Raw genomic sequence first — 21,341 nt, 5'->3', positions numbered from 1 at the left:
CGAGGACTTTACTTCTATAATAAATATTCACCGTCAGCTGACTGTCCTAGGCCGCTCCATCCGATCAATACCCGGGATACGCAGTGTGGCCCATTCAGGGCTAAAATGATCCACTTTGCCCACGACAACCGTCATGTCATCATGAATCTTATTTTGCTGATAACGAATGACTCGCTCTAATAAGATATCGGCAATTTCTTGCGGATCTTCACTATCCATCTCCTGAATCATTCGTTTCATCCACATTTCTTTATTCACGGCGTACCCTGGTGCATCATATATACCGTCTGTCATCATAATGACAATATCACCTGGGAGCAGCTGTGTAGTGACTAGATCAACTTCAATATCTTTAATAATGCCAACGGGAAGATTGCTTGCAGATATCGGAATTACCTCTTCTCCTCTTTTAATAAAGCTGGGAGTAGATCCAATCTTCATAAAGGTGGTCTGCGCTGAATATTGATCAATCAACGCCATATCCACAGTTGCAAAAAATTCTTCTGTAGATCGAAGCATCAATATAGAATTAACTGATTTGATAGCAAGTTTCGCATCCATCCCCGATTGTAGCAGCTGTTCTAAGATACCTAAAGCGGTACTACTCTCAAGCCTTGCTCGTTCTCCATTCCCCATACCATCACTGAGTGCGACCACAAAGGTACCATTGCCAAGTTCAACTGTACTGAAGCTATCGCCCGAAAGAAGGCCTCCACCCTTGGCTGCTCCAGCTACGCCTGTTGTGACTTCATATGTCTTGGCTGATCCGAAAGTTACAGTGGCAAGCCCCTGCTTCGGAAGAGTCATCGTTTCTTCTACAACCGCAATATGCTCACCGATAATATCAGATAAAAGCGGGGCAATAATTTTTCGGCATTCATCAAACCCTTTCGTATAGGCATGTACAATCTCAATCTCGACTTTACCTGCGTCCAGGTTAATAATGTCGATGCTATGGATGGACAGACCAAGCTGCTCCAACGCTGATCTAATCTGTTCCTCTTGCTTGTGCATTACCTTTGTTTCCCGCTGTATTTCCCGTGCCAGGTCCTCCATTACCTGAGACACACCGGATAATTGTTCTGCTACTAACATTCTACTGTCGTATATTTGGCGTTTCCATTGCATATTATCTTGGTATAGCCCGTACTGACGCTTCATCACATCAAGTACAGCCCCCGTCTTCGCACAACTTTTTGTCCAGGATGCTGGAATGTCCTTCGCCTGAAAATCTGGATTTTCTTCAATTGAAGTCATCATTTCTGTCATATACTTATAGGTCTGATAGAACTTGCCATCCCAGCACTGCTCTTGTTTGAAACAAGATGTACAGGTTCCTTCCGCGACTGCATTCATGAAATGTTCCATATCCTGCTGTCCTTGTCCCATCTCATTAACCCCTGACATCTGATCAAAACTCTTAGATAGCTGCTTAAACACTTGTGAAAAGCGGTTTACCCGCTCAGCAGTTAAGTCCCTGATCCGTTTGGCGTATTCATGCTGAGAATAGCTATGATCTTGCGTCCCAGGTACATATTTAGAAATAACGTGTAACATGCTTTTAGGTGTCAACAAAAAGAGAAGAATTGCAGCACAGCTCTCATAGGTCGATGTGATTACATCTCCTGTTCCACCTAAATAGATGGCTAAGATGGATGATCCAAGTAGCATCCCCAGAGATACACCCAGTTTTTTTCCTTCCTTCATCATTCCGGCCAGCATCCCTGCAAAAGCAAGCAAGCTCATCTGATAGATGGCTGACATATTCGCAAGACTTAAGATCAGTCCCGTAATTACACCTACTGACGCGCCAAGCGGTGCCCCGCCTACAATGGCGAAGAGAAGCAATAGATATCTCGATAGTACATTTTCAGCTGATAAATGATAAACCGTAAAGCCAACGGCTCCTGTCATGACGGATGCCAGTAAAATAATAAGACACAGGATCTCCTCGCTGCGGAGGTTTACATTCTTTTTCCGATAAGTAAAGATCGGTATCGCCTGTATGAACACCATGGTGAGTACAAAACTCAGCACCGCGTCGATGGTCATCATTAGGACCGCGTACCATGTGAATGAGGGTCCGATCAGGACGGTAAACAAATTCACCATGAAAGCCGAGGTAAAAACCATGACAGGCGCATAAGATAATTCGGTTTTTCCAAAAGAGGATAGTCCTTTGTACAGCAGATAGAAGATACCTAGTTCGGCAGCGATTATGAAGAATGTTGGATAAGGCGAGAAGAAACTGCCGGCGAGAATTGCGGCTCCCACGGGAATTAAGAAATCCCTTCTCAAGAATAAAATAACGGCAAAATAGGCTATGGCAAAAGGAGAAAGTTCGTCTAATATCATAGCCTTTCCTAGCAAAAAACCCATCACCGTCAGCAGTATCATCCATTTCTTCTCGGATATGACTTGTACGGCTCGCAAGGATCCTATCCACGTCTTCATTCTCATGCTTACATCGGCACGCAGCTCTTTTCCCCGTTTTCCTGCCTTGATTCCCGGAAAAGGTATCACATTCCATTTGTCCATGATTCGCTTCGCTCCCCAACGTTTGATTTGATGTTTCCCATTATAGTCAGCTTGTTCTGTGAAAGTTTGTCAGAAACTAAGATGTCACAAAAAGAAATTTCCGACAAAAATAGGGGGTCTGCGAAATAACAGAATTATGAATAAAAAGGACAGCCCATATAGGCTTATAGAGAGTTATGACAATTTCAGCACTTGCCAAGGCATCCCTTTCTTAATCATAAAATTCTAGCGATATGGAATGAGAATACTGGAACTAGCTTGAAAGATGTCGGACGATTCTTCAGATGCGACAAAAAAAACCGCAGACTCTAAAGTCTGCGGTTCTCTCTATTCAAGTACTTATATATGCAAGATCAGGTTGGTGACTTACACGCGTTTTGCGCCGCGACCTCCGCGTTTACCTTCGGTGTTCTTCTTCAACGACGAAATCCGCTCTTCACTGTCTTTTAGAAAGCGTGACACTTTATCCTCAAATGAAGGCTTGCCAAACGAAGGCTTGCCGGCAGAAGGTTTATAAGGACGCCCTCCCCGTTCACGATTGTTATAGCTACCGCCGCCACTGCTACCAGTGCCGCCGCTAAATCGTTCTCTATCTCCTCCGGTACGTTCCGGTCTTGGTGTTCTTGGTGGACGAGCCTGCTGTTGTACTTCACCCGCTGGACGGTCAACCGCCTGCTTAATTGAAAGTCCAATTTTTCCGTCCTTGTCAACATTGATAACCTTAACAGTTACCGTATCATTAACTTTCAAATGATCGTTGACGTCTTTGACATAATTGTCAGCGATTTCCGAGATGTGAACGAGACCCGTGACACCTCCAGACAGATCCACAAATGCTCCGAAATGCGTGATGCCTGTCACTTTGCCCTCTAATTTGGTGCCCACTTCAATTGCCATAGAATAAAATGATCCTCCCTTAAAAATATACAACCCGATTTTTAAATCTGTTGCGGTAAATTAATTATACCTTATGGATTAAACCAAGGTCAACCGAACGAACGCCTGTTAACACTCCTAATTTCGGTTAAATTTGAACATAATTCCAGATAGAAAACAGAATTCAAGTTCTATTGCTATATTATTCATCAACTGGGTAGATTGGTGTCTCCCCAGGTAAATACATTCCATATTTTTTTCGTGCAATTTGCCCAATATATTCAGGATCTTGAAGTCGGCTTACTTCCTGCTTCAGCTCTTCAAGCGCTTGATCTGTTTCGATCTGTGTCGCCTTTATCTCTTGCAGCTTGGCACTCTTGTCCGCCATTTGAGTAGACTGATTAAAGAATGTGTATCCTGCCCATCCTGTGAAACAGATCATAAAGGCAAGCCATAGCATGATTCGCCTCCGAGCTCCTGTTACTTTGGTTTTCTGAGGTCCAGCTTGTTTTGAATTATGAACAATGCGCCCAGACGATGATTTCATACGCGTACCTCCTTCATGATAGGTAGGAATTTGAGCTAACCAGCTCGTTTTGTGAATAAGATCAGAACCAGTAGTTCCACCATTCTTTAACCCGATTGAACATACGTGCCATCCAGCTTGGAGTCTGCCATTTACTGATCAAGGGTCTTATCGGCAAATAAAGAAGTTTAAGAAACGGTCTAATTATGTAATAAACCATTCTGATCAGAAAAAGGAGAAGCGCCATAAAAAAACCAAACAAAATCCGTAATAGCCGAAGTATACCCTTTATAGGAATGACTAAGATGACGTAAAGCGCACGGTAAAGTATATAACAGAACTTCTTTATAATTCCAATTAACATTACCACAAATTTTTGAGTCAAAACACTTAAAACCAAAAAATAGACCCAAACCCCTAAAAAAAGCCCCAAAAAGACATAAAATCGTAACTCTCCATGGTTACTGGCATACAGCATGTTAAATACAAACACAGCTGCTGCGATCCAATATACCAAATCGATTGTATGGATACTCCATCTCGGAAACCGGAACGAGAGAGACAGGACCCGGTAACTGTCATAGACCATTCCCAGTGCCGCTCCGGAGAAGAGCATCCATCCTAATGTGATCCACTGAATTTCCGGATTCATTTGAACAACTTGCCGAGAATTCCTTTTCCGGATTTGGAACTTGAACCGGGATCTAAATAGGCAAGGAAACTTACATGACCTTCAATCGATAAGAGTCCCTCTTCGAGACTGAGGTTTTTAATATGTAAATTTTGCCCTCTAATGGTTAGGTGACCGAGCTCTGTCTTGAGTAAGAATTCCTCATTATCGAAGCTCTCCACATTCAAAACACCTGTAATATCAAGTTGCTTCCGGTTCTGCATGGTTAAACTGTGCTGTTTCGGTTTCACATGGTCTATCATGGCATGTACCCCTCCCTTCTTACACCTAGCTTATGGGAGGTTAAGAAGGATTAGAACAGTGGCAGAAGGAAATAAAAAAAGCGTGCTTCTCCCTCATAATCAGGATTAGCACGCTTGTTACTGTAAAACAAAGGTTAACTTAAAAAGTCCAACCCGTTATCTCTGGCAATAGGCTCTTCTTTCACCACGGTGAACAGACTGGAAGCCTCTTCTTTACGCGTGCTTTCTGCCAAACGTTCCACCCGAACGGTTACAAGCTTCTGTCCGAATTGTACGGTAATTTCATCACCGACTTTGACAGCACTACTTGGCTTTGCCTCTCGTCCATTGATCAGGACTCTCCCCTGTTCGGAGACATCCTTAGCCACCGTACGGCGTTTAATCAGTCTCGAAACTTTAAGGAATTTATCTACTCTCATTATTTTACAGCTTCTTTAAGTTTATTTCCTGCCTTAAATGCAGGAACATTAGATTCTGGAATTTCAATTGTGTTTCCTGTTTGTGGGTTACGTCCTGTACGTCCGGAACGTCTGCGAGTTTCGAAAGTGCCAAAGCCAATGAGTTGTACTTTGTCGCCATTTGCAAGGGCATCTGTAATTTCACCAAGGAAACCATTAAGAACTGCTTCTACATCTTTTTTTGTAAGTCCACTTTTTTCTGAAATATTGTTTACCAAATCTGTTTTATTCATTGTTAAAGGCCTCCCAAATTAAAGAAAATACGACGTGCACTTCCTGCGTAAAAACGCTTCTTAGTATCACGTGCTGTTACTACACTTCTATTCTTGCTTAGTCTTTGAAAATCCTGCCACAATGCCTCTTTTTTTAATGTGAGACACGCAGTGGTTTCAAGTTTGGTAAAGAATACGACATTTTAGGTGTCGTTGTCAAACCAAGCCCAGCTAATCGCGGCAGTAGTTCTCCTACTACTCAAATACCCGCTATTTATGACTTTCAATCCCATTTCTAATGTTAGTAATCTTTGAGTGCCTGCTTCGCTTCCTGCCAGCAAGCTTCCATCTCTTCAAGTGTGCTGTCTTCAACGGTTTTCCCTTGTTCAGCAAGACGAGCTTCAATGTACTTGAATCTACGGGTGAATTTACGGTTTGTAGCAGCAAGTGCTTCCTCTGGATCGACCCCAATAAATCTAGAAATGTTAGCAGTGGCGAACAATACATCACCGAGCTCCAGCATCTGTTCTTCTGCGGCATAATTCAACTTAATTGCCTCTTTTAGCTCACCGAGTTCTTCCTCAACCTTAACAAACACATCTTCTACTTGATCCCAGTCAAAACCGACCTTCGATGCTTTCTTTTGAAGTTTGTAAGCTTTCATTAACGCTGGAAGATCTCTAGGAACACCATCAAGTATAGAAGTTCCCTCGTTCGCTTGTCCTTTGAGCTTCTTCTCTTCTGCTTTCATCGCTTCCCAGTTAGCTAGCGCTTCTCCAGCATCTTCTGCCTTGTTGTCTCCGAAAACATGCGGGTGTCTAAAGATGAGCTTGTCATTCAGACCTTGAATGACGTCATAGACGTCAAATGTACCCAGCTCTTCTTCCATCTGAGCGTGCAGCATAATTTGAAGTAGCAAGTCGCCAAGTTCTTCTTTCATATGATCAGGATCATCATCATCGATCGTCTCCAAGACTTCATAAGTTTCCTCAATCAGATTCTTGCGGATGGAAGCATGAGTCTGTTCACGGTCCCAAGGACATCCTTCCGGACTTCGCAAAATTTCTACAATTTCATGAAGACGGCCAAACGTACGTCTGGTGAGCTGCTCATTGTCACTCTTTGGTACATAAATAAGTGATAAATTGCCGTATCCTTCTACGCGATCCAGCTCATATAGCTCGACTTCCTGAATAACTTCCTGTCCTTCAATACCGAGTGCGTGTCCAACAATAACTTTCGTGTCATCTGGATACACCTCCATCAAACTAAGTTTAACGTCAGATGCAGTGAATACATCATATACCTGTCCAATTAACGTATGTAGTTTAGGCTGGAGCATCGAGCTATCAATCATACCCGCATCAAGCAATTGGAATCCTTCGATAGGATCAAATCCTAGTCTTATAAATGCCTCATCCAGGAAGCTTTCTCCTCCGAGTATAGTGAGATCGATCCCTTGTTCTAAGCAGCGCTCTTTTAGCAGTCCTACCGTTGCCTCTGCTACCATAGGATGTCCGGGTACAGCATACACGATCTCTTCACCTGCAGCGCCTTGCTTAGCAAGCTGAATAAGCTCGTTTGCAATACTATCATATACTTCTGGGAAAGAATCTTTTGCTTCATATATATTATCGAACGAAGTCAAAGATAAATGAAGATTTTCTAAATCTTTGCATACCGGATGATCAAGCGTTCGAACATAGATCGTACTCGCTTTTTGTAACCTTTTCAAAATGCCTAAAGTCAGCTGATCTTCCCCGCCAGAACCTAGACCAACAACTGTGATTGCTGCGCTCATGTTACCCCTCCAAATAAATGCCTTTTAAATAAACCTTGTTAACTGTAACTATATCATGCTTTTACATTATGCCAAAAAAACAGAGCACTCATTGCCCACGCTTATATTAATCTTAATTTGTGAAGCAGCTTCAACAGCTTCTCTCCCTTGGGAAGCATAGCGATTTCTTCTTCTGTTATCAACTTCATGCGGATTGTACCAATCATGAATACAATTACGCCCGCAGTAATACCGAGTAGACTTTGCACAAGTGCAGTAATTCGGTTGCCTAAACCAATTTCAAAAGCACCAATTATAACTTCAGTACCCCATGCCATCCCTGCTGCCGTCAGCGACATAGCAGCGATAATGAGGAATGGTTTTAGTAAGCCAGCAGCTAAGGATACACGTAACCTCAGCATGCGAGCGAGCAGCAATACGTTCAACAAAGCAGCCAGTGCATAAGCTGCTGCCGAGGACCATGCTGCTCCGTTGATACCGAAATACGGCAATAGCAGCTCATTTAGCAGTGTTTTGACAACCGCGGCAGTCAGCATAATAAGGGCCGGTGCTTTAACTGCACCATACCCCTGAAGTAAGGCTGCAGCAATGACGCTGACCGCGCTTCCGGCCGCAGTGAGTGCCAAGATACGCATCGTAATTGTCCCTTCGGTCGTGATATAAAGCATCTGGTTGATGGGTCCAGCTAGCACTGCCATACCTGCAGCAGCAGCCAGACCAATGAGCCAAAACCACTTGAGGGCAAGGCTGCTTTGCCTATGGATTGTCTTTTGATCATTTCGTACCTTCGCCTCAGCAATAGCAGGAATGAATAACACGGACAAAGTCGTTGCTAGCATGGTCACTAGCTGTACAAGAGGAATCCCTCGATTATAGATCCCGAAAAGTCTCATCGTTTCTATATCAGCCATCCCTTCCTGCTTTAGCAGGCGCGGAACAGTGAAAGTATCAACCATATTCATCAATGGGACGACAACCGAACCAAGTGCAACGGGAATAGCATAACGAAGCACACTAATCAGAAGAGTAGATGTAGACTTTCGCTCAGACTTCAGGCCCTTCTCACTAATAAGTACATTTTCTTCAAGACGTAGCTGTTCAGCATGAACAGCTCGCCTCTTTCCCCTTCTTAACCAGAAAAACCACATTAAGAGCAGTGCGGCGGCTCCACCCGCGGCAGATCCTAACATAGCCCCTGCTGCAATCGTTTCTGCTGCTGCATCTCGATCAATCAGTATAAATAACAATACAAGCATGACGGTCACACGGACCGTCTGTTCTGTAATTTGAGAAACAGCCGTAGGCAACATATCCTGCAGGCCCTGAAAGTATCCCCTAAGGCCTGTCATGACAGGCACAAATAAAAATGCTAGAGAAGCAGTACGAATAGAGAGAACTACCTCTTCATTATCGATGAAACGGCTAATCTGAGGAGCAAATTGATACATGAGCAGGCTGAGCAGTCCTCCAAGTACAGCTAGGAGCACAGAAGTTACTTTAAGAACCCGCTCTCCTTCGGTTCGGTCTCCCCTAGCGTTTGCTTCAGCAACCAGTTTAGATACCGCTATAGGGAAGCCAGCTGTTGCCAATGTAATGAACATCATATAAAAAGGATAAACCGTATTATAAATACCAAATACACTATCACCCGCTATATTTTGCAGTGGAATCTTCTGCAGTGTTCCAATCATTTTTGATAATAGTGCTGCTACGCTGAGTATAAATGCTCCGTGAAGCATTTTTGTACTGGTTTCCATTGATTTCATATAGGCTTACCTACTTCTTCTTTAGGGTAGGACGCTATGTTCCTTTGCAATACGAAACCTATTATACCTCTTTATGTAAAAGCAAAAAACTCCTGCCCTCTTACAGGCGGGAGTTTATTGTTCTTTACTGCTCCATTTGCTTGCCAAGGAACGCAGCTGCGGTTTCAGACATTTTCACTTCAAGTTGAGACATTTTTGTAGATTCATCCTTGTTGTACAGTATCACGGAACCGATAGGATCTCCTCCAGATATAATCGGTGCTACAACAAAGGATGATAAAGTTTCGATATGATCTTTAGCTATTTCATAAGATCCACTGCTGTTCTCAAGCAAAGTTTTGCGGTTATCCATGGAGTGCTCAACCAAATTTCCGATTTGTTTCTCCAGGTATTCTTTTTTAGATCCGCCAGCTACCGTAATAATCGTATCACGGTCAGTAATAAGCGTTACATGTCCAGTACTTTCAAACAAAGATTCCGCATATTCCTTTGCAAAATCACCCAATTCACCAATAGGTGAATACTTTTTCAGAATAACCTCGCCATCGCGATCCACAAAAATTTCAAGTGGATCACCTTCACGAATTCGTAAAGTACGACGAATTTCTTTAGGAATTACGACACGACCGAGGTCATCAATACGGCGGACGATACCAGTAGCTTTCATTTACATGTTGCCCCACTTTCTCGAGAAGATTTTTCAACTACTGTCCTTTTTATAACGGAGGGATTAAGGTAGTTAGTTTAGTGTGATATCTAGACCATAGTATTCATCTGTTCCCATTTCCTTATACATGGACCTTTTAATATCGTTCAATAAACTTAGCTAAAAATTTTCCTGTATAAAAAGAAAAAAACTTCTCAGAAGGTTTTGTTATAACAAAAAGACGCGGTTACCCGCGTCTAATGAATTAAACTCTATGCTGTCCTGCTTGTCCGATCCGATTATTTACTATCGGTTGTTGTATCTGTACTTTCAGTACCTGCATCGGTTCCTTCGGTATCTGTTGTTTCTTTGTCCGTACCTTCCGTTCCTTCTGTAGGTTCTGTCTCTGTACCTTCGGTTCCTGTTCCCTCAGTATCAGTTCCTTCTGTTTCAGCTGCAGGATTTGCAGGAAGTTTGATTTCACCTTCCATAATTCCGTCGAGCTCTTTTTCCATGAAGGTTTGGATTTGTGTATTTACAATGGTATTAGCAAGCGTATCTTTTTGTTCTTGTGTTAATTCTTCAAATGTTGGTTCTGTACGTTTCTCTACTTTGATAATGTGATATCCATAATCTGTTTCAACAGGATCACTGATCTTGTTGATTTCTAAAGTTTTAGCTGCCTCTTTGAAAGCTTCAACCCAAGAAACAATAGGAGTATCTTCATACAAACCGCCATTTTCAACAGAACCTGGATCTTCGGAATATTCCTTCACTACAGTAGCGAAGTCCTCCCCTTTGTCCAGTTTTGCTTTTGCTTCTTTTGCAATTTTCAGTGCTTCACCTTCCGCACGATCCTCTTGTGTTTCAGGATCTTGGAAGCTGATCAGAACGTGACGAACGGTAGCTGTAATAAATTGTTCCGGGTCAGCATCATATTGTGCTTTCAATTCTTCTTCCGTTACTTTTGGTGATTTATCCTTCACAATGGTCAAAACACGAGCCATATAGTTTTTAATATCTGCTTCTGTGAGGTCATACTCTTCAAGCATTACTTTCCACTGCTCATCTCCAACTTGTGTTTTCATCTGAGCAAGCTGATTATCAGCTTCTTCTTCTCCTTCTTTCTTGGATTCGTCAGAAGCTTGATTACTCAAGTACTCATAAGTTACTTGCTGCTCTACTAGGTATTCACGGAACTCATCCATTTCCATGAGCTGTGCATACTGAGGACTCATGAACTTCATAATTTTCATCTCGGTGTTAAATTCATTTTCTGTAATTTCACCGCCATCATATTTAACGATAATCGCGCTGTTATCATCGCTTGCTGCATTTTGATCATCGCCATTTCCACAAGCAGCCAGAAGAGATATCGATAATACGCCGACCATTGTTACCGCAATCGTCTTCCAGGATTTTTTATTACTTCGCAACATCTTGAAGTTCCCCCTTTGATTTAAAAGCATCCTTCATGGCTGCAAGGAATTTCTCTAGCAATTGAAGTAGCTCCAAATCGCTGAGTCCTTTACCTTTTACATGAATAGACATACTTTGTCCTTGTTCAAATTGTACACGTCTTTCAAACTGATTTCCAATCTGGACAAGTTTCGCACCATTTACAGATTTTTCTTGACCCTCATAGAACTTCAGAGTTATGTCATCGCCACGCTGTACGATGGACTCAATACCGTAGGTTTTACCATAAATTTTAAGTCTCGCTACAGTGAGCAAGTTCGTAACTGCCTCCGGTAAATCACCAAAACGATCCACTAGTTCATCTTCCAATTCCATCGTATCATCAAAGGAAGCAAGAACAGCAACTTTTTTATAAATCTCAATTTTTTGAATGCTATCATAGATATAATCTGACGGCAAGTAAGCATCGATCCCAAGATCAATCGCTGTTGTCCAGCTTGGCTCTTGTGGAGCTTCCTCACCAAGCATCGTTACTTTACGTTTATTAATCTCTTCTGCAAGCATCTGTGAGTAGAGGTCAAAACCGACGGAGGCTATAAATCCGTGTTGCTCTGCTCCAAGCAAGTTTCCAGCACCCCGTATCGTTAGGTCCCTCATTGCAATTTTGAAACCGGAACCAAGCTCCGTAAATTCCTTAATGGATTGAAGCCTTTTCTCTGCTACTTCTGTCAGCACTTTATCCCTTTGATACGTAAAATAGGCATACGCAATTCGGTTGGAACGTCCAACTCGTCCACGTAGCTGATACAGCTGGGAAAGCCCCATCTTATCTGCATCATGTACAATCAAAGTATTTACGTTCGGGATATCAACCCCAGTTTCAATAATACTCGTGCTGACAAGCACGTCAAACTCCCCATCCAGAAAATCAAGAATGGTCTTTTCAAGTTCAGACTCTGTCATTTGTCCATGTCCAACACCGACTCTTGCCCCAGGGACAAGATCGGAAATTTCTGCAGCCATCTCCTGAATTCCCTGAACACGGTTATACAGGTAGTACACTTGCCCGCCTCTTGCCAGTTCCCGCTCTATTGCTTCCCGAACTAGCGTCTGACTGTGCTCCACCACGTAGGTCTGCACGGGGAATCGATTTTCTGGAGGTGTTTCAATAACCGACAAATCACGTACACCGAGCATAGACATATGAAGGGTCCGAGGAATTGGCGTTGCAGTCAGTGTTAACACATCGACATTCGTCTTCAGCTTCTTCAGTTTTTCCTTATGAGTAACCCCGAAACGTTGTTCTTCATCTACAATCAGCAGTCCTAAATCTTTAAAGACAAGATCTTGAGATAATAAACGATGCGTACCAATTACAATATCAATAGTTCCTTCCTTGATTCCCTTCGTCGTTTCATTTTGCTCCTTACGAGAACGGAAACGGCTCAGAACACTCACGTTAAATGGATATCCAGAAAAACGCTCACGGAATGTTTCATAATGTTGCTGTGCAAGAATCGTTGTAGGAACAAGTACTGCGACTTGCTTCCCTTCGATTGCTGCTTTGAATGCAGCTCGAATCGCTACTTCGGTTTTGCCGTATCCTACATCCCCGCAGAGTAAACGATCCATAGGTCGACTTTGTTCCATATCTTTCTTGATTTCTTCAATTGCTCTTTCCTGATCCCGTGTCTCGTCATATGGAAATAAATCTTCAAATTCCTGCTGTTCCGCTGTATCTTTCTCAAAAGCATATCCAGGTGAAGATTGGCGAGCTGCATACAGTTTAATTAAATCATCTGCTATATCCTGAACGGAACTCCGAACTTTATTCTTAACCCGTGTCCAGTCATTACCACCGAGTTTATAGATCTTCGGCTCTTTCTCTTCTGATCCCACATACTTCTGGATGAGGTCAATCTGTTCAATAGGAACAGACAGCTTATCACCACCAGCATATAGGATATGCATATAATCCTTATGAATTCCGGCTACCTCTAATGTGCCGATTCCCATATATTTACCGATACCGTGGTTCTGATGGACAACATAATCCCCAACTTTAAGCTCACTGTAACTCTTAATTCGTTCTGCATTATCTACATTACGTATAGGTTTACGTACTTTACGCTGTTTTTGGGAGAACATCTCGCCTTCCGTAATTACTGCTAAATTAATAGAGGGCATCTCAAAACCACTCTGTAAATTACCAATCATCATAGTCGGCTCATGTATATCGTAATCCTGTAATACACGGCGCATTCGATCCAGTCGCTCTTCACTGCTTGCCAGCATAAGAACCTGTACACCTGCTTTTTGCCAGCGTTCCATTTCCGCCTTAAGCACATTCATCTGGCCATGGAAGTCCTGCATACTGCGGCTAACCATGTTCAGAATGTTCTGAGGTAATGTATGTGGAACCTGTCTAAGGAAAACAGAAATAAATAACGTCTGGAATGGACGTTTATACAAAACTTCTTCATGATCAAGGGAAAGAGTAAGCTGTGGCAACGTTTTCCCATTTTGAAGTAAATGCATGCTCCATTCAGACTCATCCCGCTCAAGTTGTTTTCCCGTCTCCAGAAGCCTTGCCGGCTCATCGAAAATCAGGACCGTATCCTGCGGCATATAGTCATATATGGTTTGTTTCTCAGGGTATAACTCTGTTACATATTTATATATTTCCGGAAAATACATATGCTCGCGCAGGAGTTCAATTTCACGATGAATCTCATCCCGCAGTCGAAGTTTCGCTTGCCGATCTGTTGTCTTTTCTATTTGCTCCTCAAGCAAAATGGCCGCTCGATCTGCGGCTTGTTTCATTTTAGCTTCGTTTGCAATTAATTCCTTGCAGGGAGTAATGACCACCTGATCGGTCTTATCTATAGAACGTTGATCTATCGGATCAAAAGTACGAATCGAATCAATCTCATCGTCAAATAATTCCACACGGTAAGCAAGCCCAGAAGTCACAGGGAAGAAGTCGATGATACCTCCACGGACACTCATCTCACCTTGTGTTTCTACGCGCTCTACACGTTCATATCCTAACTCCACCATACCTCGAAGAAAGGATTCCAGCTCAAGCGTTCCGCCCTGCTGTAATGTAATTTCGGCATTTGCAATGATCTCAGGAGAAGGTAAATAGCGCCGAGCACCTGATAAAGGAATAACTACAATACCACGAAATCCTTTTGCACACTTGAGGAGTACATCAATACGCTGTGCGAGGGTTTCTGGACTGGATATAGCTGCCTCAGCAGCAATTAATTCGTTTGCAGGGTATAAAAGGACTTGATCGGCAGAAAGCGCTTCCTGCAAATCGTCTGCCACTTTTTGAGCCGCAAACATATTATGTGTCACGACGAGCATTGGTCGATCTAGTTGCTTGTGTAGGGCGGCTATCATGATTTGACGAGCCGACCCCGTCAAACCGGAGATCAACTGCTCCTTCATTCCCGACTTAACGCCGGAAGCAATCGATTCAAAATCAGAATCTTTGGAATAGGCATCAATAAGTGCTTGTAGCAAAAGGGGCACCTCTCTTATCACTTTCTAATCTATCTGCTATTTATAAACGATAGTCAGCATTTTAAATGTAAACATTTGGATACTGGTTATCTCATCATAATCCTTTTTATCTGGCCTTACCATAGGTAAAGTCAGATCATGCGGCTTATTTACTGCTCTGTAACTGAAAAAAAAGCCTCAGCACTTACAGCCAAGGCTAGAGGGAATGGAACCAATCATCCCATAAAGCTCATTGAATCTTATGTTAGATAACGAAGCTTATTGCAAAGGACTTGCAATCAGGCTAAGCTCCGGATGGTCCATAATTGCTTCCGTACAATAGCTGCAGGTGATACTGACAATCATCTCACCTTTTGAATTATAGGCTATTATATCTTGCCGCTCTGAGGGGGTCAAGAAATGCAGGCCTAACCGGACCTCTGTCGCATGATCGGCTTCAATACTTCCTATAGCTGAACGGCAGTGGCGACAAACATAATGGATTTGCATAGATATGCCTCCTGAAGAAGATTAATATCTTTAGTCTTCCCAGGAGACTGCCAGTTTAGCCCATTTGTCAGAGTGGAATTGAAAATCAGCCATTGAATTTAGCCATCGTTCTCTCAAACGTATCCTTCATTGCATACTCTAAGGCATCACAAGTACTTTCAATCATGGAAGTCAGCGCCTCTTTTTCCTTCTTTGGAAAATTGGATAGGACATAATCAACTATTGCATGCCCCGGTTCGGGTCTTGAGACACCCATGCGAATTCGATTGAACTGCTGAGTCCCAGTATGCTGGATGATGGATTTAATACCATTGTGTCCGCCCGCACTTCCTTGATATCTAAGTCTTATTTTTCCAACCTCTGTATCCATGTCATCGTAGACCACAATTAAATCTTCCAGCGCAACTTTATAATAATCCATATAAGCTCGGACCGTTTCTCCAGACAGATTCATAAAGGTCATGGGCTTGATCAGGACTGCTTTTTCTCCCTGAATTATTCCCTCTCCAATAAGCGCCTTACACTTGCTCTGATTAATAGATATATGATGACGGTCTGCTAAGGCATCGAGCGCCATAAACCCAACATTATGTCTTGTCTTAGCATATTCAGAACCTGGATTCCCAAGTCCTACAATCCATTTCACGATTTGCTCCTCCTTTCTTTATAGATGAATAACGAACTAAATATCAAAAAAGACATCGCTCGGTCCGCTAATATGGACTTACGATCTTTTTCACTTTACAATAAAAACAATTGTATACAGCGGGAAGCGAGTAATAAGCAACCAATGAAAGGGTGACCCGGTTATGCGCCACGATATAGAACGTTTAACGCAGCTGTCCCAGTTTCAGCACCATATGGAACAGGCCATACCGGTACAAGTGTATGACCGAGACAGACACATTGATATTGGTTACATCACTCATTACAATGAACATTTTGTAGAAGTTGGTGGTGCTTTATTTAACCGTTCCTGCCACCAATTTATTTCAAGGCCAGGGTATTAAGGCACTTAAATCAGTTCATACGCCGACAGGGGTTACATCGTCTTATCCAAGACAGTGTAACCCCTCTTTCATGTTAACTATGCAGAACTATTCAATTTCAAACAATTTACTAATCGACAATTCCTCATGAACCCGAATAATAGCTTCGCCCAGTAGCGGTGCTACAGAAAGCACATTCAGCTTATTTGTTGGATTTGGATGAGTAATCGGAATGGTATCCGTCACTACTACTTCCTTAAGCGGTGAGTTCTCCAACCGTTCCATTGCAGGTCCAGAAAGAACTGGATGGGTACAGCAAGCGTATACTTCTTTAGCTCCGCCTTCCATCAATGCATTCGCACCAAGAACGATCGTACCTGCCGTATCGATAATATCATCAATCAGAATTGCTGTTTTACCTTCAATGTTACCGATGATATTCATAACTTCACTTACATTTGGTTCAGGTCTGCGTTTGTCAATAATAGCAAGTGGCGCATTCAGGAAGTCAGCCAATTTTCTTGCGCGTACAACGCCGCCATGGTCCGGAGATACAACGACCGGATTCTCAATCTGCTTCGAGCGGAAGTATTGTGCAATAATTGGAACTGCAAGCATATGATCTACAGGGATATCAAAAAATCCTTGAATCTGCATTGCATGCAAGTCCATAGCAATAACACGTGTTGCTCCTGCTTTTTCAATCAAGTTTGCTACGAGTTTAGCCGTAATTGGATCTCTGGAGCGTGCTTTACGATCTTGTCTTGCATAACCATAATACGGGATAACTACGTTAATTGTTTTAGCAGAAGCACGCTTCAAAGCATCAATCATAACAAGCATTTCCATCAAGTTGTCGTTAACCGGCAAGCAAGTGGATTGTACAATATACACATGGCTGCCACGTACACTCTCTGACAGTTTTACTTGAATCTCACCATCGCTAAAACTTGTTGTATGAGACTCACCCATTGGAATACCGATGTAGTCGGCAATTTGATGTGCGAGTTTCGGGTTTGAGTTACAAGTAAATATTTTTAGTTTGGAATCAAAATAAGTCATAAAATAAAAAACCTCCGTGCTGGTTCATTGGAATCGATTTTAGTTCTGCTCATAAAAGTCGGCGCTATTCGTATAGAACAGCATTTCATTATGAATTTTTGTTGTTTTTCTTAGCTTTGGCACGGGCACGAATCTTATCTGCGTATCCCGGCTTGTTTTCTTGACGGACTCTCGCAATAGCAAGATCATTATCTGATACAGAGTGCGTAATCGTTGACCCTGCAACGACATAAGCGCCTTTGCCTACTTTAACAGGTGCAATTAGATTCACATTACTTCCTACAAAAGCGTCATCTTCAATTTCTGTAACAGACTTATTATAACCATCGTAGTTCACAGTTATTGCTCCGCAGCCGATATTTACATTTTTGCCGACGGTAGCATCTCCAATATAACTCAAATGTGATACTTTTGAGCCATTATCAATGGTAGCATTTTTGATCTCTACAAAATCACCGATCTTAACACCTTCACCAAGTTTGGATGCTGGGCGTAAATATGCGAATGGACCCACGGAAGAACCGTTCCCCACTTCTGCTTTACTAAGTACAGAATGTTTAACGGTGACGTTATCGCCGATTATACTGTCTTCAATATCGGTATTCGGCCCAATTACGGAACCCTCACCAATTACCGTGTTGCCTTTAAGCATGGTACCCGGATAAAGAACAGTATCAGAACCAATCGTAACATCAGCGCCAATATACGTAGATGAAGGATCGATAATTGTTACTCCGTTCAGCATATGTTTCCGCACGAGACGTTGTCTCATAAAACCTTCTGCCTCAGATAGAGCTACACGATCATTTACACCAATGGATTCTGCAACATCTTGTGTCATGTATGCTTCAATGGTTTCTCCTGCTTCACGGAAGATACCAATAACATCTGTAAGGTAATATTCCTGTTGTGCATTTTTATTTGTTACTTTATCCAAAGCTGCAAACAGCTTAGCATTATCGAAACAATACGTACCTGTATTAATTTCTTGTACAGCATCTTCTTCTGGACTGCAATCTTTTTGTTCTACAATTTTAGTTACAGATCCTTCGTTGCTGCGAATCACACGTCCATAGCCAGCTGGATTATCCATATGTGCTGTCAGCACAGTTGCCGCAGCCCCACGGGACTCATGTAGCTCCATCAAGCCTTCTAATGTTTCTTTTGTTACCAAAGGAGTATCTCCACAGATTACAATTGTGGTTCCCTCTTCTTTGCCAAGCATATCCTTAGCCATCTTAACCGCATGACCTGTACCGAGCTGTTGTTCCTGCAATACATAATCAGCTGCTGAACCAAGATATGATTTTACAGCTTCAGCACCATGACCTACAACAACAATGTTACGTGTTACTCCTGCTTGTCCTACTGTATCCAAAACATGACCAACCATCGGTTTGCCACATACAGGATGGAGTACTTTATATAACTTTGACTTCATACGTTTTCCTTGCCCTGCGGCAAGAATAATAGCCATTCTTTTCAACAATCCCGACCTCCTACGCTGTAATTGTAATGTTATCCACTCTAATTCCAAAAAGGATCTCAGGACTATTCAACAGTGAATTGGGCGCAAACAATTATACCCTAATCCTTAACTTCAGGAAGGGATGTAACTACGCTCAATCTTACTCATTAAAGAATATACTTCATTATTGAAAAAAAGAAAAGAGAGCCATAGAATGACTCTCTTTTCTTTCGAACCCCAATAATGTTATTATGCGCCTTCTTCAATAACCTCTTCTTCAGTTGCAGCGCGTTCGTATTCGGCCAATACAGCAGCCTGAATCTTCTCACGAGTCCCCGAAGAAATCGGATGGGCGATGTCACGGAATTCTCCATCTGGAGTCCGCTTACTTGGCATAGCAACGAACATTCCATTGTTGCCATCAATAACTCGAATGTCATGAACGACAAATTCATTATCAATAGTAATGGAAGCTATTGCCTTCATTCTCCCCTCAGAATTAACGCGGCGGAGTCTGACATCTGTAATCTGCATGTGTGTTCACCACCTTTTTCCATCGGAACTTGGTGTATAATTCCACACAACATGCAAGATTTCCTTCTTTTTACTGATACAAAATGTCCTAATTTTAGGAATTTTTTTGTTATTGAGCTGATTTAGTACATTTTCGACAAAATTAGTGTAAACTCACCAAAAATCAGCACACTATAAAAGAGAATCAAAGTAATTTCCAGGCTTCACTGTAATCTGCTTCGTTTTCGCATCAACAGCAGTCAAGGTTGCTAGAGAAATATAATCATGAAGCAGACGTTCATCAGAATCAACCGTTCCTGATTCAACCAATACACCTACACCTGCAACTTCAGCATTAAATTCCCCTAGAAGATCAATCATCCCCTGGACGGTTCCTCCTGCTTTCATAAAATCATCTACAATAAGCACACGAGATTTTTCAGGCAGTGCTCTTCTTGAAAGAGACATCGTATGAAGGCTTTTATGAGAACCTGATACATAGTTAATGCTTACAGCTGAGCCCTCAGTCACCTGATGATCTCGTCTAACAAGAACAACAGGTAGATTCAACTGGGAGCCTACCGCATAAGCCAAAGGAATTCCCTTTGTTTCTACCGTCATGACTGCATCAATTTCGAGGCCCGAGAAAGCAGTGGCTAGAATCTTCCCAATCTCATTAACAATAGACGGTTGTCCCAGCAAATCAGACATATATAAATATCCGCCCGGTAAAATTCGATCAGGCTGTTCTAACTTTCCGCACAACTGCTTAATAAAAGAGAAAGCTCGTTCTTGAGACATTTTCGGCATAAATTTTACGCCGCCGGCAGCACCTGCAAGAGTCTGCAAATCTCCCATGCCTTCTTCTTCAAATACTTCCTTAATAATAGCTAAATCTTCGCTTATGGATGACTTCGCAGCTCCATATCGTTCTGCAAAAGTAGTAAGCGGGATTAAGGTATGTGGTCTAGACAACAAGTATTGTGTCATTTCAACCAAACGTGCACTACGTTTTAATTTCTTCACAGACGATTCCTCACGATCTACTTCCAAATCCGAATATTTGCTAATAAATATATCATTTTGTACGTATTTGTACAATGCAACAAATAAAAATAGCACTATATTTGGAAAATTTATTCTAAGTTAGTAATCTCACTGCATAAACTTCTTTACAGAAACCACGCAGTCCGTTGTAAATTCTTGGTACTTTCGATTCTTTGGAGACCAGTCCAAATACAGTAGGTCCACTGCCTGACATCAATACACCATCAGCGCCAAGCCGCAGCATAGCTTCCTTCAATTGACCTACTTCAGGATGAAGTTTTAGAGTAACGTCTTCTAAAACATTACCAAGTTCCTGGCAAACCCCTGCAAAGGACTGATTGCGAATTGCCTCTTCCATTCTTTTGGCCGAAGGATGATGTGTAATACGATCACTTCGTACACGTCCATAGACCTCAGCCGTCGATACATTAATAGGCGGTTTCGCAAGGATTACCCAACATTGAGGAGGATTTGGCATCATCGAGAGCTTTTCTCCTCTTCCTGTAGCAAGGGCCGTTCCTCCTGTTATACAGAAAGGGACATCAGACCCAAGCTCTGCGCCTAGAAGTCTAAGTTCTTCATCAGAAATACCGAGACCCCAAAGTTTATTTAGTCCTCGCAGTGTTGCAGCAGCATCACTGCTTCCCCCTGCAAGTCCTGCAGCAACTGGGATTTTTTTATCTAAATGAATATAGACGCCTTTCTTGACGTTATATCGCTCTTTTATTAGCCTGGCAGCCTGAAAGGCTAGATTCTTCTCATCAAGGGGGATATATCCCGCCTGGCTGGAAATCATGATGGTGTCGCGAGGCATTTCTGCCATCTCGATTCGGTCAGCAAGATCGACCATTGTCATAATCATCTCAACTTCATGATACCCATCGTTTCTTTTATGTAATACATCCAGCATCAAATTAATTTTTGCAGGAGCTTTTTCGTAAATTTTCAAGGCGTTCACCCACCCTTAGCTTTTCCCTCAAGACAACTTAACATATTATATCAAAATGACGCTGTCAAGTCATTCTGCCGTTCATAGACCAACTTATACCTGCTTAGTAATCAATAGG

At 42.3% G+C, this 21,341-nt stretch carries 20 protein-coding genes; 1 reads left to right on the top strand and 19 read right to left on the bottom strand.

The genetic code is table 11. The features are described 5' to 3' along the window. Positions 1–33 precede the first annotated feature (33 nt). From spoIIE to pth, 14 genes are all read right to left on the bottom strand, one after another. Complete coding sequence (gene spoIIE, locus H9647_RS22880) at positions 34–2,541, bottom strand: stage II sporulation protein E (RefSeq protein ID WP_191804456.1); 2,508 nt, start codon at positions 2,539–2,541, stop codon at positions 34–36. A 363-nt stretch (positions 2,542–2,904) separates the two neighbouring features. Beyond that, complete coding sequence (locus H9647_RS22875) at positions 2,905–3,435, bottom strand: S1 domain-containing RNA-binding protein (RefSeq protein WP_191804410.1); 531 nt, start codon at positions 3,433–3,435, stop codon at positions 2,905–2,907. A gap of 181 nt (positions 3,436–3,616) precedes the next feature. Beyond that, complete coding sequence (locus H9647_RS22870; protein WP_191804408.1) at positions 3,617–3,961, bottom strand: FtsB family cell division protein; 345 nt, start codon at positions 3,959–3,961, stop codon at positions 3,617–3,619. A gap of 61 nt (positions 3,962–4,022) precedes the next feature. Further along, a complete protein-coding gene (gene yabQ / locus H9647_RS22865) occupies positions 4,023–4,592 on the bottom strand; it encodes a spore cortex biosynthesis protein YabQ (RefSeq protein WP_191804406.1) in 570 nt (189 codons plus the stop codon). After that, a complete protein-coding gene (gene yabP / locus H9647_RS22860; protein WP_191804404.1) occupies positions 4,589–4,873 on the bottom strand; it encodes a sporulation protein YabP in 285 nt (94 codons plus the stop codon). Before yabP ends, yabQ begins: the two co-directional genes overlap by 4 nt. A gap of 134 nt (positions 4,874–5,007) precedes the next feature. Continuing rightward, on the bottom strand, positions 5,008–5,292 hold the full coding sequence (locus tag H9647_RS22855; RefSeq protein ID WP_160036668.1) for an RNA-binding S4 domain-containing protein: 285 nt from the start codon (positions 5,290–5,292) through the stop codon (positions 5,008–5,010). Further along, the gene (locus tag H9647_RS22850; protein ID WP_160036669.1) at positions 5,292–5,564 is read right to left on the bottom strand and encodes an HU family DNA-binding protein; all 273 of its coding nucleotides are present in this window, start codon (positions 5,562–5,564) and stop codon (positions 5,292–5,294) included. Before H9647_RS22850 ends, H9647_RS22855 begins: the two co-directional genes overlap by 1 nt. A gap of 280 nt (positions 5,565–5,844) precedes the next feature. After that, positions 5,845–7,344 (bottom strand): bifunctional methyltransferase/pyrophosphohydrolase YabN, encoded by a 1,500-nt coding sequence (locus tag H9647_RS22845; protein ID WP_191804402.1) that lies wholly within the window; start codon positions 7,342–7,344, stop codon positions 5,845–5,847. 101 nt (positions 7,345–7,445) lie between these two features. Further along, positions 7,446–9,110, bottom strand: coding sequence for a putative polysaccharide biosynthesis protein (locus H9647_RS22840; protein WP_191804400.1), 1,665 nt, complete (start codon positions 9,108–9,110; stop codon positions 7,446–7,448). A gap of 124 nt (positions 9,111–9,234) precedes the next feature. After that, positions 9,235–9,777, bottom strand: coding sequence for a stage V sporulation protein T (gene spoVT / locus H9647_RS22835; RefSeq protein WP_191804398.1), 543 nt, complete (start codon positions 9,775–9,777; stop codon positions 9,235–9,237). Positions 9,778–10,055: 278 nt separating this feature from the next. Further along, entirely contained in the window at positions 10,056–11,195 is a 1,140-nt protein-coding gene (locus H9647_RS22830; RefSeq protein ID WP_191804396.1) for a peptidylprolyl isomerase, read from the bottom strand. Then, positions 11,182–14,706, bottom strand: a complete 3,525-nt coding sequence (gene mfd / locus H9647_RS22825) for a transcription-repair coupling factor (protein ID WP_191804395.1) — start codon at positions 14,704–14,706, stop codon at positions 11,182–11,184. The genes H9647_RS22830 and mfd overlap by 14 nt, the downstream gene beginning before the upstream one ends. Positions 14,707–14,964: 258 nt before the next feature. Next, positions 14,965–15,195, bottom strand: coding sequence for an anti-sigma-F factor Fin (locus H9647_RS22820; protein WP_191804393.1), 231 nt, complete (start codon positions 15,193–15,195; stop codon positions 14,965–14,967). A gap of 85 nt (positions 15,196–15,280) precedes the next feature. Next, positions 15,281–15,841, bottom strand: coding sequence for an aminoacyl-tRNA hydrolase (gene pth, locus H9647_RS22815; RefSeq protein ID WP_191804391.1), 561 nt, complete (start codon positions 15,839–15,841; stop codon positions 15,281–15,283). A 163-nt stretch (positions 15,842–16,004) separates the two neighbouring features. On the opposite strand from pth, the gene H9647_RS22810 reads away from it, so the two are divergent. Then, positions 16,005–16,205 carry a hypothetical protein gene (locus H9647_RS22810; RefSeq protein ID WP_191804389.1) on the top strand — a complete coding sequence of 67 codons (201 nt, stop codon included), beginning with the start codon at positions 16,005–16,007 and terminating at the stop codon, positions 16,203–16,205. Between the two features lie 87 nt (positions 16,206–16,292). On the opposite strand, the gene H9647_RS22805 is transcribed toward H9647_RS22810, so the two are convergent. The 5 genes from H9647_RS22805 to ispE form a co-directional block, all read right to left on the bottom strand. Beyond that, the gene (locus H9647_RS22805) at positions 16,293–17,246 is read right to left on the bottom strand and encodes a ribose-phosphate diphosphokinase (RefSeq protein WP_160036678.1); all 954 of its coding nucleotides are present in this window, start codon (positions 17,244–17,246) and stop codon (positions 16,293–16,295) included. Between the two features lie 88 nt (positions 17,247–17,334). After that, positions 17,335–18,732 carry a bifunctional UDP-N-acetylglucosamine diphosphorylase/glucosamine-1-phosphate N-acetyltransferase GlmU gene (gene glmU / locus H9647_RS22800; protein WP_318245361.1) on the bottom strand — a complete coding sequence of 466 codons (1,398 nt, stop codon included), beginning with the start codon at positions 18,730–18,732 and terminating at the stop codon, positions 17,335–17,337. A gap of 231 nt (positions 18,733–18,963) precedes the next feature. Beyond that, positions 18,964–19,248, bottom strand: a complete 285-nt coding sequence (gene spoVG, locus H9647_RS22795; protein WP_047914164.1) for a septation regulator SpoVG — start codon at positions 19,246–19,248, stop codon at positions 18,964–18,966. A 171-nt stretch (positions 19,249–19,419) separates the two neighbouring features. Further along, positions 19,420–20,253 carry a pur operon repressor gene (gene purR, locus H9647_RS22790; protein WP_191804454.1) on the bottom strand — a complete coding sequence of 278 codons (834 nt, stop codon included), beginning with the start codon at positions 20,251–20,253 and terminating at the stop codon, positions 19,420–19,422. Positions 20,254–20,368: 115 nt separating this feature from the next. Beyond that, complete coding sequence (gene ispE, locus H9647_RS22785; RefSeq protein WP_191804385.1) at positions 20,369–21,223, bottom strand: 4-(cytidine 5'-diphospho)-2-C-methyl-D-erythritol kinase; 855 nt, start codon at positions 21,221–21,223, stop codon at positions 20,369–20,371. Positions 21,224–21,341 lie beyond the last annotated feature (118 nt).

Origin of the sequence: Paenibacillus gallinarum (assembly GCF_014836635.1) — a bacterium.
Classification (GTDB): Bacteria; Bacillota; Bacilli; order Paenibacillales; family Paenibacillaceae; genus Paenibacillus; species Paenibacillus gallinarum.
This window is presented reverse-complemented; position numbering and strand designations above follow the sequence as displayed.